The following is a 15789-nucleotide window of genomic DNA, read 5'->3' on the forward strand; positions in this document are numbered from 1 at the left end:
AAATAATAATTATTCAATAGTGCTAATGTGCCGATTATTAAATACGCAGGACTCCTTTTTGTAATCCGAATTCACGCCAGCGGCTGATCGGACGATTGTCGGAAGCCTGACCGGATCTGTTTTCCTCCAGATTGACCAGATAATCTATATAGGCAGCGATCATAGCTATATTTTCAGTCTCTGTTCCACCCTCTTCTACGGGATGTTGCAATTGTCCGGCATTTTTTTCAATAAAAGAAGTATCATACTTTCCCTGCACAAAGTCGGATGTATCCATAATCCGACGTAAGTAACCGATATTCGTTTTCAACCCGGTAATCTTATACTCATGCAATACCCGCCGCATGCGTTCGATCGCATATTGGCGCGTTGTCGCCCAAACGATCAGTTTTCCGATCATCGGGTCGTAATAAACCGGTATTTCATATCCTTCATACACATAACTGTCTACACGGACACCGATGCCGTTCGGCTCTGTCAATTGTTTAATGACACCGGGAGAAGGCATAAAACCGGCTTCTGTATCTTCTGCACAGATACGGCATTCAATGGCATGTCCGCGCTGGACGATCTCCTCCTGGCGGATATGGAGTGGTTCGTTGTTAGCCACCCGAATCTGTTCTTTTACCAGATCGACGCCTAAAACTTCCTCGGTAATCGGATGCTCCACCTGGAGACGCGTATTCATTTCCAGAAAATAAAAATTCCGATGTTTGTCCACCAAAAACTCAATGGTACCAGCACCGGAATAGTTGACAGCTTTTGCCGCAGCAACAGCCTTTTCACCCATATTTTTTCTTAACTCGGGAGTGATGAACGGAGACGGACTTTCCTCCACGATTTTCTGATTACGGCGTTGAACGGAACATTCACGTTCGCAAAGATGGATTACATTCCCGTGATTGTCACCCAATACCTGAAATTCGATATGATGAGGTTCCTCTACGAATTTCTCCAGATAAACTGTGTCGTCACCAAAAGACGATAACGATTCCGAACGGGCAGAATGATAAGCCTCCACCATATCTTCTTCTTTATAGATCAGTCGCATCCCTTTTCCTCCGCCTCCCATAGAGGCTTTCAGCATAACGGGGAAACCGATTTCCTTACATATCCGAACGGCTTCGGCAGCATCCAGCAACGGTTGTTGCGTTCCCGGAACAACCGGCACACCAGCCTCGATCATCCGCTTACGGGCTGATATCTTATCGCCCATCGCCTCCATCGTCTCAGCAGCCGGGCCAATAAAAATAATATTTTCCTCTTTACATCTGCGGGCAAAAGCTGCATTTTCCGAAAGGAAACCATAACCGGGATGAATGGCATCGGCTTTATGAATTTTTGCCGCTTGGATAATCTTTTCAATATCCAGATAACTATCTTTTGATGCAGCAGGCCCTATCAGGCAGGCCTCATCAGCATAAAGTACATGTCGTGCTGCCCGGTCGGCTTCCGAAAAAACAGCCACAGACTGTATTCCCATCTCCCGGCAGGAATGCATCACACGTACGGCGATCTCGCCACGGTTTGCAATTAATATCTTCCGTATCATATCAATGCTTTAAATGTTTATAACGGGGATTCACCTCACAGGCATAGAAATATTTCTTGATCTCATTCAAACAGGAGTTGCACAAACATCCCGGATAATGGACCTTCACATAAGCAAGCTGGAGTTCATCCAATTTCACAGGCACACAATGACAGGCGGATATATCATCTACCCGACAAACAAAAGAGTCCCCACAACGCGGACAATCTTTCTCCATAAATCTGATAAATTTAGAATAAACAATCATTTCGAACCCGTATCCTAACCCACGAGGATATGAGCCTTTAACGAACGGCAGGTCTTCTGACTGACTCCCATCCTGAAGCCTTCCCGACACATGTCAGTGGCATAAGTTGTTTTCAGAATGTTATTAGAGCTTCACAGCAGCGGGACTGTCCGGGATTTACACCCGATTCCCTTTTAATCTGTATTTCCAGAATCAAAAATACAGAACCATTTCGGTGCAAAACTACAAAAATAAAAGACAAAACAATGATATAAAATAAGTTTTTTATACTTTTGCGCCCCGGTTTAGGTTTATCGCCCGTTTTTCAGCCAGCAAAAAGAAACATTCCGGAATAGAATCCGGTTCATATATAAAAAGTACGACATGAGTAGAAATGAATCTTTGCTACCCGTAGCCAAATTCATCGCAGAGTACTCCGCCCATATGATGGGATGCGGGGTACACACATCCCGGGTAGTCCGGAGTTCCAAACGAATAGGAGAAGCATATGGCGCTGATGTTAAAATCAGCATTTTTCAGAAAAATATTATTCTGACGATCTCCGACAATGATACGAAAGAAACATACAGCGAGGTGATCGATATCCCCGCCCTTCCGATAAGTTTCGAGAAGAACGCCAAACTGAGCGCTCTGAGTTGGGAAACGTATGACAAACATTTGTCGCTGGAAGAATTAAAAGATAAATATGAGGAGATTATCGCCAGCCCGCACATCGATCCGCTTTTCGTTCTGATACTGGTAGGTTTTGCCAATGCCTCTTTCTGCCGCCTGTTCGGGGGAGATATTACTTCGATGGGGATTGTCTTTTCTGCGACTATCACCGGTTTTTTCCTGAAACAACAGATGCAGATACGGAAATTCAATCATTACATAATCTTCGTGGTATCGGCCTTTATTGCATCGCTTTGTGCCTCTACAGCGTTGATATTCGACACGACCTCGGACATTGCACTGGCAACGAGCGTCCTGTTCCTGATACCGGGCGTACCGCTGATCAATGGGGTCATCGATATTGTCGAAGGGTATATACTGACCGGTTTTGCCCGGCTGGTCAATGCACTGATGCTGATTATCTGTATCGCGATCGGGCTTTCTTTCACATTAATGATGGTAAAAAATAATTTGATATGATAGTATTGGATATTCTTTTAGACGGACTTTTTGCAGCCATTGCAGGTATTGGTTTCGGTGCGATTTCCGACCCACCTATGCGGGCGTTTCCTTACATTGCCTTGCTGGCTGCCGTAGGCCATGCCTGCCGATTCTGCCTGATGACTTTCTTTGGTGTGGATATCGCCACCGCCTCCCTGTTCGGGGCATTGGTGATCGGATTCGGTAGTTTGTGGCTGGGAGGCAGGATTTACTGCCCGATGACAGTGCTTTATATCCCGGCTTTATTGCCGATGATCCCAGGCAAATTTGCCTACAACATGGTTTTCTCGCTGATCATGTTCCTCCAGACGATGGACGAACCGGTACAGAAAGCGAAATATATTGAAATGTTCATGTCGAACGGTTTCGTTACCTTCACCGCGATCTTCATGCTGACGGTCGGTGCGACACTGCCGATCTTCCTCCTGCCGGGTAAGGCTTTTTCATTAACACGACGCAAATAAAATCATCAGCATACGAATAACTCTATGGAAATTTTCTGGAAAACGATAGGACTCTACAATGCAGCAACCTGGGAATGGCAACTGGGAATTATCCTGATCGGGATAATATTGACCGTCCTGCTGACCCGCAACCCTCAGCCGTGGGTAAAGAACGGAATGAAAATCTATCTGATTGCCGTCTATCTGTGGATATCGGTCATCTACTACTACATCTACTGTGCCGAGCGCAGCTACAACGAAGTGATGGCCTTATTCTGGGCGATCATGGCGATACTATGGGGGTGGGATGCCTTGTCAGGATACACCACTTTCGAACGTACCCGCAAATATGACTGGTTGGCGTACTTCCTGTTTGCCATGCCGTTTATCTATCCGCTGATATCGATGGCACGGGGACTGACTTTCCCGGAAATAACTTCGCCGGTCATGCCTTGTTCGGTCGTTGTTTTCACCATCGGACTCCTGTTGTTCTTCTCTAAGAATATCAACATGTTCATAGTCCTGTTTCTGACACACTGGTCGCTGATCGGCTTGTCGAAAACATATTACTTCAATATCCCGGAAGATTTCCTGCTGGCCAGTGCTTCCGTCCCGGCGTTATATCTTTTCTTCAAAGAATATTTCGCCAACAACCTGCACACCGGCTCGAAGCCGAATGCGAAATATGTAAACTTATTACTTATCCTGGTCTGCGTTGCCATTGGGATATTACTGACGACAACCATGTTTATCGAATTACTGAAAGACAAATAGCAATCCGAATAAGCAATTATAGATATTTCGTACTATCGACAGACAGGGCGATTGACCGGAATCGCCCCTGTTTTCTCTGTTTTTCTGCATAAACAATTGATACCTTTCACATTATACCCTATTATCACCAAGCAGCCTTTTTTGGGAAAACTTTTTATCATCAAAATCTTCAAAGTTTTCCGTTTTCACAAATAACATATATGACTATCAACCATTTGACATAATTTAACCCGTTAAAAGTTTTCCAAAAAGAAAACTATATAACAATTGAGTATACCTTTGCAGGAGAATAAAAAGTAATACACCAATACAATTATCATGATTCAGACAGTTATCAAAAGGGATGGACGTATCGTCGGATTTAATGAGGAAAAAATAGTAACGGCGATCCGTAAAGCGATGCTGCATACGGAAAATGGAGAAGATTTGCAGTTGATCCGCCAGATCACGGATCATATTTCATTCAAAGGAGAACCGCAAATGACAGTCGAAGCGATTCAGGACGCTGTCGAACTGGAACTAATGAACAGTAGCCGCAAGGATGTGGCTCAGAAATACATTGCCTACCGCAATCAGCGCAGTGTTGCCCGTAAAGCAAAAACCCGCGATATGTTCCTGGAAATCATCAATATCAAGTCGAACGACATTACCCGCGAAAATGCAAATATGAACGCAGATACCCCCGCAGGTATGATGATGAAATTTTCCAGTGAGACAACCAAACCGTTCGTTGACGATTACCTGTTGAGCGAAGAGGTAAAAGAGGCAGTTGCCAACAATTACCTGCATATTCATGATAAAGATTATTACCCGACCAAGAGCCTGACTTGCGTACAGCATCCGCTGGACCGCATCCTTAAATATGGATTCTCGGCCGGACACGGCGAATCGCGCCCCGCCAAACGTATCGAAACGGCAAGTATCTTGGGATGTATCTCTTTAGAAACTGCACAAAATGAGATGCATGGCGGACAGGCGATCCCGGCTTTCGATTTTTACCTGGCACCTTATGTGCGTAACAGCTATATCGAAGAAGTCAAAAATCTGGAAGACCTGAATGGCGTAGACTATTCACACCTTTATAATAAAGAAATAGACGATTATGTAACCCGTCCGCTGGATGGCCTGACCGGAGACAAACGGCTCGTACAGCACGCTATCAATAAAACCGTCAGCCGCGTTCATCAGTCCATGGAGGCTTTCATCCACAACATGAACACGATCCATTCACGCGGTGGTAACCAGGTGGTATTCAGCTCCATCAACTACGGAACGGATACGTCCGCCGAAGGCCGCTGCATTATCCGTGAATTGCTGAAAAGCACATATCGGGGTGTCGGCAACGGTGAAACCGCCATTTTCCCGATCCAGATATGGAAAAAGAAACGGGGCGTAAGTTATCTGCCGGAAGACCGGAACTATGACCTGTATGAACTGGCCTGCAAAGTGACAGCCCGCCGCTTCTTCCCGAACTTCCTGAACCTGGATGCCACATTCAACCAGCATGAAGACTGGAAAGCCGACGATCCCGAACGTTACAAATACGAAGTGGCAACCATGGGATGCCGTACCCGCGTATTCGAAAACCGTTTCGGACCGAAAACATCTATCGGACGCGGCAACCTGTCGTTCTCGACGATCAACATCGTACGCCTGGCAATCGAATGCATGGACATTGAAAATAAGGAAGAGCGGATTGCCCGTTTCTTCGCAAAGCTGGATGAAATGCTGGAAACCACGGCCCTTCAACTTCATGAACGTATGGAATTCCAAAAAACGGCTTATGCCAAACAGTTCCCACTACTGATGTCCTCTTTATGGCTGGGCAGCGAGAAACTGAAACCGACCGATACAATTGCCCCGGTCATCAACCAGGGCACACTAGGAATCGGATTCATCGGACTGGCAGAATGCCTGGTTGCCCTGACCGGCAAACATCACGGCGAAGACGCAGCCTCACAGGAACTGGGATTACGGATCGTGACTTATATGCGTGACCGTGTAAACCAGTTCTCGGAACGTTATCAGCATAATTACAGTGTACTGGCAACTCCGGCAGAAGGACTTTCCGGTAAGTTTACCGCTAGAGACCGCAAGAAATTCGGTCCGTTACCCGGTATTACCGACCGCGATTATTACACGAATTCCAACCATGTCCCGGTATATTACAAATGCAGCGCCCGCCATAAAGCAGAAGTAGAAGCCCCTTACCACGCACTGACAGGCGGCGGCCATATCTTCTATGTGGAAATAGACGGCGACGCCACCCACAACCCGGAAGTGATCATGAAGGTGGTCGACATGATGGATAAATACAATATCGGCTATGGCTCGGTAAACCATAACCGCAACCGCTGTCTGGATTGTGGCTACGAAAACGCAGCAAATCATTTGGACGAATGCCCCAAATGCGGCAGCAAACATCTGGACAAGCTACAACGCATCACCGGTTATCTGGTAGGTACAACCGACCGCTGGAACAATGCCAAGTTAGCTGAGTTGAATGACAGAATTATTCATAATTAGAAAAATACGATGTTATCGATTATTGATATTATAGAAGATACGACTGTAGACGGTCCGGGATTCCGGACCGCTATCTACGCTGCCGGCTGCCCAAACCAGTGTCCGGGTTGCCATAACCCTGAATCGTGGGATATCAATAAAGGCCGACCTGTTCCTACTGAAGAGATACTGGAAAAGGTTCTCGCAGATGATTTTGCAGATGTAACTTTCAGCGGGGGCGACCCGATGTTTCAGCCGGAAGAATTCACCAAGCTGGCACGAGCCATCAAAGAAAAAAGCCGGAAAAACATCTGGTGTTACACCGGATATAAATTTGAGAAACTGCTGGAAAACCCGAAACAGGCCGCACTGCTTCAATATGTAGACGTTCTGGTAGACGGCAAATTCAAACAAGCCCTCCATGACGAAAGCCTCCTGTTCCGAGGCAGCAGTAACCAGCGATTGATCGATGTCAAAAAATCACTGAAAGAAAATAAAGTTGTTTTCTATAATTATAACCCGTTTATATAAAAAGCAAAACGACAAAAGAATAAGACATATACAAACATTATGGCAGATAACAGCCCTAAATGAAAACAGACTTATTTTTCATTTAGTCATTCCAGAAAGACTCATTACACATTTATTAACACATAGACTATCCAATAGCTACTTTTTATCTCGTTTTAAACGAAGTCCGAATTTGTTTAAAACAAAATTTAGTTCGTTTAAAACGAGATAAAATTTTGTTGTAGTAGAAATTGCGCCTTTTTTAGACTAAAAATTTGTTAATTAAGACATCCGCAATATAACTATCAGTACTATTAAAAGAGAAAATTACATGTTTTTAGGCAGTTTTTATTTCCAGAACAACCAAAAACCAGCATCTGCGGCAAATAGCAATATATCAACATAACAACAGAAAACACAACAGATTAGCCATAGTTCATAAACAATACGCAGCATTCTGCTAATGTTTTCATACTAATCAAGACACAACGAGCAAAAGAAACCTCACGAGAGGCTCATAAAAACAAACCAACATTCCCACCAGCCCGTACAAACCATCCACCCCACACATAAATATCATTTTGATAATCAATAGACAAAAGCTCAAAAGGCAAAAAACTTTCCTAATCTTTTGCAAATTGCCGTTTGAATGCCAACGGAGAAATATCCCGGTGCTTTTTGAAGAACTTTCCGAACGAAGACTGGTCGGAAAAGTTCAGCATATCTGCAACCTGTTGGATTGTAAGGTCCGGATTACGTAACAGAATCTCGGATTCACGTATCAGCGCCTCGCTAATCCATTGGTTGACTGTTTTTCCACTGAAACTTTTCATAATGCGTGAAAGATATTCGGGAGTAATACATAACTCGCCGGCATAGAAAGAGACGGAATGTTCTGTCCGGCAATGTTTGTTCAGCAACTGGATAAACAGGAACAACAGCAAATCGCGGCTGGGAGGATTCGGACTGACATTTCCGCGGTTGGCCTGGTAAACGATATTATTCATTTCCAACAGAAAACCGCGAAGTTCATTCATAATAATATCCCGTTGCCAGGCATGTTCCGTACGTTCGATATTCCGTTCGATACGGTGCAGGCAGTTTTCCAGCAAGGCGCCTTCTTCCTCATTCAGTTTCTGTATCGGGCGGCTATGCCGGGAAGCGATATAGGCAGCGGGCATACGGCGGCTGTTCAGCATAATCTCCGAAAACAAATTTCGCTCGATAATCAGGTGGTATCCCCTGAAATCAGGAGAAATACGGAAGTCCTTTACCGAATGCATATCCATAATATCCAACAGCAAGTTATCCGACAAATGATAGGTAAAATCATCTATCGTAATATCAATCTCTCCCTGCCGGACCAGAAAAATAGAAAATGCATCCAACCGGATGGAAGCCCCTTCCTTGAATCCCGGATTCTTATGGTCGCCGCCACTAAATTCGACAATAATCAATTTATCCTGATAGGACTTGGAATTCATACCAAAAGAAAGCAAGTCCTCAATAGTTAACTGCAAAACCGATTGTTCCATGAATAATTTTCTATGAACGGCAAAGATAAAAAATATATCTGAAAGCAATCCCGACCATTTTACTGACGTCAGCAAAATGGTTTCGTGTGATATTCCCTGTTCAATTTTGGAACAACAATATTCAATTTTCAACCACACTTCATTTGAGAAAAAGTCGGACATTTGCACCGGTTATTAGTTAAGGCAGTAAATATCAAAGAGTAACAAACTATTCTCACTTGAATATCACCCTATTGATGTTTTTTATTTTGGAACAATCCGGCTGCCGGGATTATAAATAAAATAAGTACGTAGAAATGAAGAAAAATTTAATTACCAGATGCCTGGGTGGCATCGGGGTAGGGTTCTTATGCCTTGTTGCCAGCTCATGTAAAGAACAGCCGGCCATGATGGTGAACAATGAGTACAAAGTACTAAAAGTGTCTACAACCGACAAAACCCTGAGCAGTCTCTATTCTGCCACTATCCGCGGACGTCAGGACATCGACATCTATCCGCAGGTTTCAGGTTTTATCACTCAATTATGTGTGGAAGAAGGGCAGGCTGTACGCAAAGGACAATTATTGTTTGTAATCGACCAGGTGCCTTATCAGGCGGCTTTGCAGACAGCCCAAGCCAATGTGGAAGCCGCAGAAGCAGCGTTAAGCACTGCAAAACTGACGTTAGACAGCAAAAAAGAATTACATGCACAAAATGTAGTCTCCGCTTTCGACCTACAGACTGCCGAAAACTCCTGGCTAAGTGCCAAGGCCCAACTGGCACAGATGAAAGCGCTGGAACTGAATGCCCGCAATAACCTGTCCTATACAGAGGTGAAAAGTCCGTCGAATGGAGTTGTCGGAACACTCCCTTACCGCGTCGGAGCACTGGTCAGCGCCAGTCTGCCTAAGCCGTTGACTACGGTTTCGGACAATTCGGACATGTATGTCTACTTCTCCCTGACGGAAAACCAACTGCTGGGACTTACCCGCCAGTACGGCTCCAAACAGAAAGCGCTGGAAATGATGCCGGAAGTGGAATTACAACTGAACGACAAATCCGTTTACCCCGTAAAAGGAAAAGTAGAGACCATCAGCGGTGTGATTGACCGCAGCACGGGAACCGTAAGCCTGCGTGCCGTATTCCCGAATAAAGACGGCATACTTTACAGCGGCAACTCCGGTAACATCATCTTGTCTACCGAGAAATCCGGCAGTATCGTAATTCCGCAGACAGCGACTTTCGAGATACAGGACAAAGTATATGTCTATAAGGTGGTAGACGGCAAAGCAACCTCTGCCCAGGTGAATGTCACCCGTGTAAACGGCGGACAGGAATATATCGTGAACGATGGTTTGAAGCCGGGTGACGTGATTGTTGCCGAGGGCGTAGGTTTGCTGCGCGAAGGAACCCCGATTCAGGTTAAACAATAATTGAAAGAAGGAATATGAAATTAAGAACCTTTATAGAACGCCCGGTACTATCAGCCGTTATCTCTATCGTGATAGTATTCATGGGTATCATCGGATTGACGAGCCTGCCCGTCGAACAATATCCCGATATCGCACCGCCTACCGTCATGGTAAGCACCACTTATTTCGGAGCCAGCGCCGAAACACTTCAGAAAAGTGTTATCGCCCCGTTGGAGGAAGCTATCAACGGTGTTGAAGATATGACCTATATGACCTCTACTGCGACTAATGCCGGTACCGTCTCCATCATGGTCTATTTTAAGCAAGGTACCGATCCGGACATGGCCGCAGTGAATGTGCAGAACCGTGTGTCGAAAGCCAGTGGTCAGCTTCCCGCAGAAGTAAACCAGGTCGGTGTAACGACAACGAAACGGCAAACCAGTATGTTACAGATATTTTCCATCTACAGTCCAGATGACTCATATGATGAAAACTTCCTTTCAAACTACCTGAGCATCAACCTTAAGCCGGAAATCCTCCGTATTTCGGGTGTAGGAGAGTTGATGGTAATGGGAGGCGACTATAGTATGCGTGTCTGGATGAAACCGGACGTAATGGCACAATACAATCTGATCCCGGCCGATGTAACAGCCGTCCTGGCCGAACAGAATATCGAGTCGGCTACCGGTTCGTTCGGTGAAAACTCAAAAGAGGCTTACCAGTACACGATGAAGTACAAAGGACGTCTGATACAACCGGAAGAGTTCGGAGATATCGTGATCCGCTCATCGGAAGACGGTGAAGTGTTGAAACTGAAAGATATAGCCGAAATAGAACTCGGCCGCGAAAGCTACGCATATATCGGCGAGACATCCGGACATACCGGTATCTCCTGTATGATCTTCCAGACAGCCGGATCGAATGCAACCGAGGTTAACAATAATATCGACGCCTTTCTGAACGAAGCGCGTAAGGACCTGCCCAAAGGGGTAGAGATCGTACAGATGATGAGCTCGAACGACTTCCTCTACGCTTCTATCAATGAAGTGGTGAAGACGCTGATCGAAGCGATTATCCTGGTTATCCTTGTTGTATACATATTTTTGCAGGATATCCGTTCGACATTGATCCCGCTGGTAGGTATCATCGTGTCGCTGGTCGGTACGTTTGCCTTTATGTCGATTGCCGGATTCAGTATCAACCTGATTACACTGTTTGCGCTCGTGCTGGTGATCGGTACGGTGGTGGACGATGCCATTGTCGTCGTCGAGGCGGTGCAGGCCCGATTCGACGTCGGGTATAAATCATCGTACATGGCAAGTATGGATGCCATGAACGGTATCAGCACCGCCATTATTTCTTCTTCACTGGTATTTATGGCTGTATTTATTCCGGTATCGTTCATGAGCGGTACTTCGGGTACGTTCTACACCCAGTTCGGTCTGACGATGGCGGTTGCCGTAGGTATTTCGGCTATCAACGCATTGACACTGAGCCCTGCTTTGTGCGCCCTGATCCTGAAACCGTATATCAATGAAGACGGTACGCAGAAAGAAAACTTTGCCGCCCGTTTCCGTAGAGCGTTCAATACGGCTTTCGATGCGATCATCACCAAATATAAAAAAGGTGTATTGTTCTTTATCAAACGGAAATGGCTTACATGGTCGTTACTGGCTTGTTCGATTGTCGTACTCGTTTTACTGATGAAGACGACTAAAACCAGTCTGGTACCCGACGAAGACCAGGGAGTACTGTTTGTCAATGTAACCACCGCAGCCGGCAATTCACTGGCTACAACCGATATCATCATGACGGATATCGAACAACGTATCAAAGATATTCCGCAGATAAAGGAATATAATAAGGTTTCCGGCTACGGACTGATCTCGGGACAGGGTAATTCGTTCGGTATGTTTATTCTGAAACTGAAACCGTGGGACGAACGTACCGCCAAAGAAGACCATGTGCAATCCGTCATCGGACAGGTGTACGGACGGACTGCCGATATAAAAGATGCCAGTATCTTCGCCATGGCTCCGGGTATGATCCCGGGTTACGGTATGGGTAACGCATTGGAAATGTACATGCAGGACAAAAAGGGAGGCGATCTCACCGAGTTCTTCAATACCACCCAGCAATATCTGGCCGCCCTGCGCGAACGTCCGGAGATTGCGGCTGCTTATTCGACCTTCGCTATCAACTACCCGCAATGGGAGGTGACAGTAGACGCGGCAAAATGTAAACGTGCCGGCATTACACCGGATGCTGTTCTGAGTACCCTCTCGGGTTACTATGGCGGACAGTACGTTTCCAACTTCAACCGTTTCTCGAAAGTGTATAAGGTGATGATACAGGCATCCCCCGATTATCGTCTGGATGAATCTTCACTGGATAACACGTTTGTACGTATGGCAAACGGTGAAATGTCCCCGTTAAGCCAGTTCATAACGCTGACAAAGGTGTACGGTGCAGAGTCGCTAAGTCGTTTCAATATGTACAACTCGATCAATGTGAATGCCATGCCTGCGGCAGGATATAGCTCCGGTGATGCGATCAATGCAGTGAAAGAAGTGGCATCAACCGCCCTTCCGAAAGGATATGGTTACGACTTTGCCGGTATCACCCGCGAGGAAAACCAACAGAGCGACACGACAACGGTAATCTTCGTGATTTGTATCCTGATGATCTACCTGATCCTGAGTGCGCTTTACGAGAGCTTCCTGATCCCGTTTGCCGTGATCCTTTCAGTACCATTCGGCCTGATGGGTAGCTTCCTGTTTGCAAGAATGATGGGGTTGGAGAATAATATTTACCTGCAAACCGGTTTGATTATGCTAATCGGACTTCTGGCAAAGACGGCGATCCTGCTGACCGAATATGCAACCGAACGCCGTGCAGCCGGTATGAGCCTGACTTCGGCCGCGCTGTCTGCCGCCAAAGTTCGTTTGCGTCCGATTCTGATGACGGCGTTGACGATGATTTTCGGTCTGCTCCCGCTGGTCGTAGCGACCGGTGTAGGTGCAAACGGTAACAGTTCGTTGGGAACGGGTGCCGTCGGCGGTATGCTGATCGGAACACTCGCCCTGCTGTTCGTCGTTCCTTCGCTGTTCATTGTATTCCAGTATTTGCAGGAGAAAGTACGCCCGATACAGTTCGAGCCGACGCACGACTGGCAGATTCAGGAAGAAGTAGAAGAAGTAACTGCCGAGCGGAAAGAATATCTCGATAGTAAAAAGAAAGAAAAATAAGCAGATGAAAAATAATATCATTCTATTATCTGTCGCCACCCTCTCGCTACTGAGCGGGTGCGGCATCTACAAATCCTACCAACCGGAAACCTCCGTCCCCGACAACCTGTTCAGGGAGGAGACGCCGGTTACGGATACGACAAGCATCGGCAATCTCGACTGGCGGGAACTTTTCACAGACCCTCAGTTGCAGGCACTGATTGAGAAAGGGTTGGAAAACAACACCGACCTGCGCACCGCCCACCTGCGGGTACAGGAGGCCGAAGCCGCCCTGATGACGTCGCGCCTGGCTTACCTGCCGGCTCTTAACCTGACTCCGCAGGGTACCATCAGCAGTTTCGACGGTTCGAAAGCCGCCAAAAGTTATCAGCTGGCGGCCTCAGCGAGTTGGGAAATAGATATATTCGGGAGACTGACAAACGCCAAAAGAAGTGCGCAGGCAGCTCTCGAACAAACCAAATCATACAAACAGGCCGTCCGGACACAGCTAATAGCCACTATAGCCAACTCCTACTACACTTTATTATTGCTCGACAAACAACTTGTCATCAGTGAACGGACGGCCTCTCTTTGGAAAGAGAATGTACAAGCCATGCAGGCATTGAAAAAGGCAGGCCTGGCAAACGAAGCCGCCGTCTCGCAGTCGGAAGCGAACAGCCTCAGCGTGGAAGCCTCCCTCCTGACCTTGCGCCAACAGATTAATGAGATGGAAAACAGCCTCTCCAACCTGCTCGGAGAAGTACCGCAGCGAGTAGAACGGGGCAACCTGGACCGCCAGGAGTTTCCCGAGACATTGTCGGCCGGCGTTCCGCTCGCCCTCCTGAGTAACCGTCCGGACGTACGGCAGGCTGAATACTCGCTGGCACAGGCGTTTTATACAACGAACGGGGCACGGAGCGCTTTCTATCCGAACATCAACCTGAGCGGTGTGGCCGGATGGACCAACAGCGGAGGAGGCATCATCGCGAATCCCGGCGGTCTGCTGTTGCAGGCTATCGGTTCGCTGACGCAGCCGTTATTCAACAAAGGTGCCAACATCGCCCAACTGAAGATTGCGAAAGCGCAGCAGGAAGAAGCCTCACTGGCTTTCCAGCAAAGCATCCTGAATGCGGGTAGCGAAGTGAACAACGCCCTGACCCAGTGGCAGACGGCACGCGGACGCATCACACTGGCTGACCGGCAAATCGTTTCCCTGCAAAAGGCCGTAAAAAGCACGCAGTTGCTGATGGACCACGGAAATATCACCTACCTGGAAGTGCTGACTGCCCAACAATCATTGTTGCAGGCCGAACTTTCCCAGGCGGCTGACCGCTTCGACGAAATACAAGGTGTCATCAACCTCTACCATGCTTTGGGAGGAGGACAGGAAGAATAAAAATTCTAGCCTACCTAGAACCTCCTTTCGAGGCAGGCTAGAAAGGGGCTTCCAGGCAAGATAGAAAGTAGTTTCCAGGTTAACAAGAAAGGTGCCGCATCTTTTAGCAGATGCGGCACCTTTTTTTATCTCTTTCCGGCAGTGCGGTCAGAGCCGGGCGGTTATATAATCGATAATATCGAGGCAGAGATTGGTTGTCAGGTCATTTGTATCCAGATCGGGATTCAGCTCGACCAGGTCCATCGACTTTATCAGGTTCGTAGATAGCATATGTTCCACAAAATCTTTAAACTCGTCGGGGATCAGACCTTCGCTGACCCGCGTTCCCGTTCCCGGAGCAAAGCGGGGGTCGATACTGTCCACATCGATACTGAAATGGACGTTGCGTATTTTCCTTTCCTTCAGTTTCCGTTTAATATCTTCCGCTACAAAGCCGATGCCTTTCAAACGGATCGTTTCCATCGTGTAGACACTTAAATGTTCCCGGTCTATCAATGCCAACTCTCCTTCATCCAGGCTACGGGTACCTACCAGAAAAACATTCTGCGGATTCACCTTATTCCCTTGTCCGTATATATTGACCAGTTCCTCGCTACCCATGCCCATCAAAGCACTCAACGGCATACCGTGGATATTTCCGCTGGGAGAAGTTTCATTCGTATTGAGATCGCCGTGTGCATCCAGCCAGATGATACCGAAATCATCAAAACTTTTTCCAACCCCGGAGGCACTCCCCAGCCCAAGTGAATGATCGCCACCGATAACCAGCGGGAAAGCTCCTCCGCGTAGCGTATCATAGACCAGTTCCGCCAGGTTATTGTTCACCTCCACTATCGCATCGAGGTATTTCATACTCTTGCTCCGGGCAAACTTATCCGCTTCCGACACAAGCGGGACATAGAGGTTGCCCAAATCAAAGGCACGATGCCCATTCTTCCGGATAACCTGCATCAGTCCCCGTTCACGCAGATGGTTCGGGGCCCGTTCAACGCCTTCCCGGTCACAACCCAGGTTCAGAGGGACTCCTATTACGTTTATTTTCATACGATAATTTATT

The 15789-nt window shown here is 46.9% G+C and carries 12 protein-coding genes and 1 riboswitch; of the genes, 8 read left to right on the top strand and 4 right to left on the bottom strand.

Annotated elements, in window-relative coordinates; translation table 11 throughout:
* Positions 1-37: 37 nt before the first annotated feature.
* Positions 38-1552 (bottom strand): acetyl-CoA carboxylase biotin carboxylase subunit, encoded by a 1515-nt coding sequence (gene accC / locus HMPREF1535_RS06030; RefSeq protein WP_046145585.1) that lies wholly within the window; start codon positions 1550-1552, stop codon positions 38-40.
* Position 1553: 1 nt separating this feature from the next.
* A complete protein-coding gene (locus HMPREF1535_RS06035) occupies positions 1554-1769 on the bottom strand; it encodes a cysteine-rich CWC family protein (protein ID WP_046146438.1) in 216 nt (71 codons plus the stop codon).
* Positions 1770-1828: 59 nt separating this feature from the next.
* Positions 1829-2026: riboswitch (cobalamin riboswitch) on the bottom strand.
* A gap of 136 nt (positions 2027-2162) precedes the next feature.
* Here HMPREF1535_RS06035 and HMPREF1535_RS06040 point away from each other — a divergent pair.
* From HMPREF1535_RS06040 to nrdG, 5 genes are all read left to right on the top strand, one after another.
* Entirely contained in the window at positions 2163-2930 is a 768-nt protein-coding gene (locus tag HMPREF1535_RS06040) for a threonine/serine exporter family protein (protein WP_007655662.1), read from the top strand.
* Positions 2927-3415, top strand: coding sequence for a threonine/serine exporter family protein (locus HMPREF1535_RS06045; protein ID WP_007655663.1), 489 nt, complete (start codon positions 2927-2929; stop codon positions 3413-3415). Before HMPREF1535_RS06040 ends, HMPREF1535_RS06045 begins: the two co-directional genes overlap by 4 nt.
* Positions 3416-3439: 24 nt before the next feature.
* On the top strand, positions 3440-4168 hold the full coding sequence (locus tag HMPREF1535_RS06050) for a DUF6064 family protein (protein WP_046145586.1): 729 nt from the start codon (positions 3440-3442) through the stop codon (positions 4166-4168).
* Positions 4169-4486: 318 nt separating this feature from the next.
* Positions 4487-6694 carry an anaerobic ribonucleoside triphosphate reductase gene (locus tag HMPREF1535_RS06055; RefSeq protein ID WP_046145587.1) on the top strand — a complete coding sequence of 736 codons (2208 nt, stop codon included), beginning with the start codon at positions 4487-4489 and terminating at the stop codon, positions 6692-6694.
* A 9-nt stretch (positions 6695-6703) separates the two neighbouring features.
* Positions 6704-7204 (top strand): anaerobic ribonucleoside-triphosphate reductase activating protein, encoded by a 501-nt coding sequence (nrdG, locus tag HMPREF1535_RS06060; RefSeq protein ID WP_046145588.1) that lies wholly within the window; start codon positions 6704-6706, stop codon positions 7202-7204.
* Positions 7205-7806: 602 nt separating this feature from the next.
* Here nrdG and HMPREF1535_RS06065 read toward each other — a convergent pair.
* Entirely contained in the window at positions 7807-8718 is a 912-nt protein-coding gene (locus HMPREF1535_RS06065) for a helix-turn-helix domain-containing protein (protein WP_244275575.1), read from the bottom strand.
* Between the two features lie 296 nt (positions 8719-9014).
* Here HMPREF1535_RS06065 and HMPREF1535_RS06070 point away from each other — a divergent pair, with 296 nt between their 5' ends.
* Genes HMPREF1535_RS06070 through HMPREF1535_RS06080 form a run of 3 tightly spaced genes read left to right on the top strand, consistent with a single transcriptional unit; the run spans position 9015 to position 14732 of the window.
* Positions 9015-10130: an efflux RND transporter periplasmic adaptor subunit gene (locus HMPREF1535_RS06070; protein ID WP_046145590.1), complete on the top strand. Its 1116-nt coding sequence runs from the start codon at positions 9015-9017 to the stop codon at positions 10128-10130.
* A gap of 14 nt (positions 10131-10144) precedes the next feature.
* Positions 10145-13357, top strand: coding sequence for an efflux RND transporter permease subunit (locus HMPREF1535_RS06075; protein WP_046145591.1), 3213 nt, complete (start codon positions 10145-10147; stop codon positions 13355-13357).
* Positions 13358-13361: 4 nt separating this feature from the next.
* On the top strand, positions 13362-14732 hold the full coding sequence (locus HMPREF1535_RS06080) for a TolC family protein (protein WP_046145592.1): 1371 nt from the start codon (positions 13362-13364) through the stop codon (positions 14730-14732).
* Between the two features lie 147 nt (positions 14733-14879).
* On the opposite strand, the gene rocF is transcribed toward HMPREF1535_RS06080, so the two are convergent.
* On the bottom strand, positions 14880-15776 hold the full coding sequence (gene rocF, locus HMPREF1535_RS06085; RefSeq protein ID WP_007655677.1) for an arginase: 897 nt from the start codon (positions 15774-15776) through the stop codon (positions 14880-14882).
* Positions 15777-15789: the final 13 nt, after the last annotated feature.

This window comes from Parabacteroides goldsteinii DSM 19448 = WAL 12034, assembly GCF_000969835.1.
Lineage (GTDB): Bacteria > Bacteroidota > Bacteroidia > Bacteroidales > Tannerellaceae > Parabacteroides > Parabacteroides goldsteinii.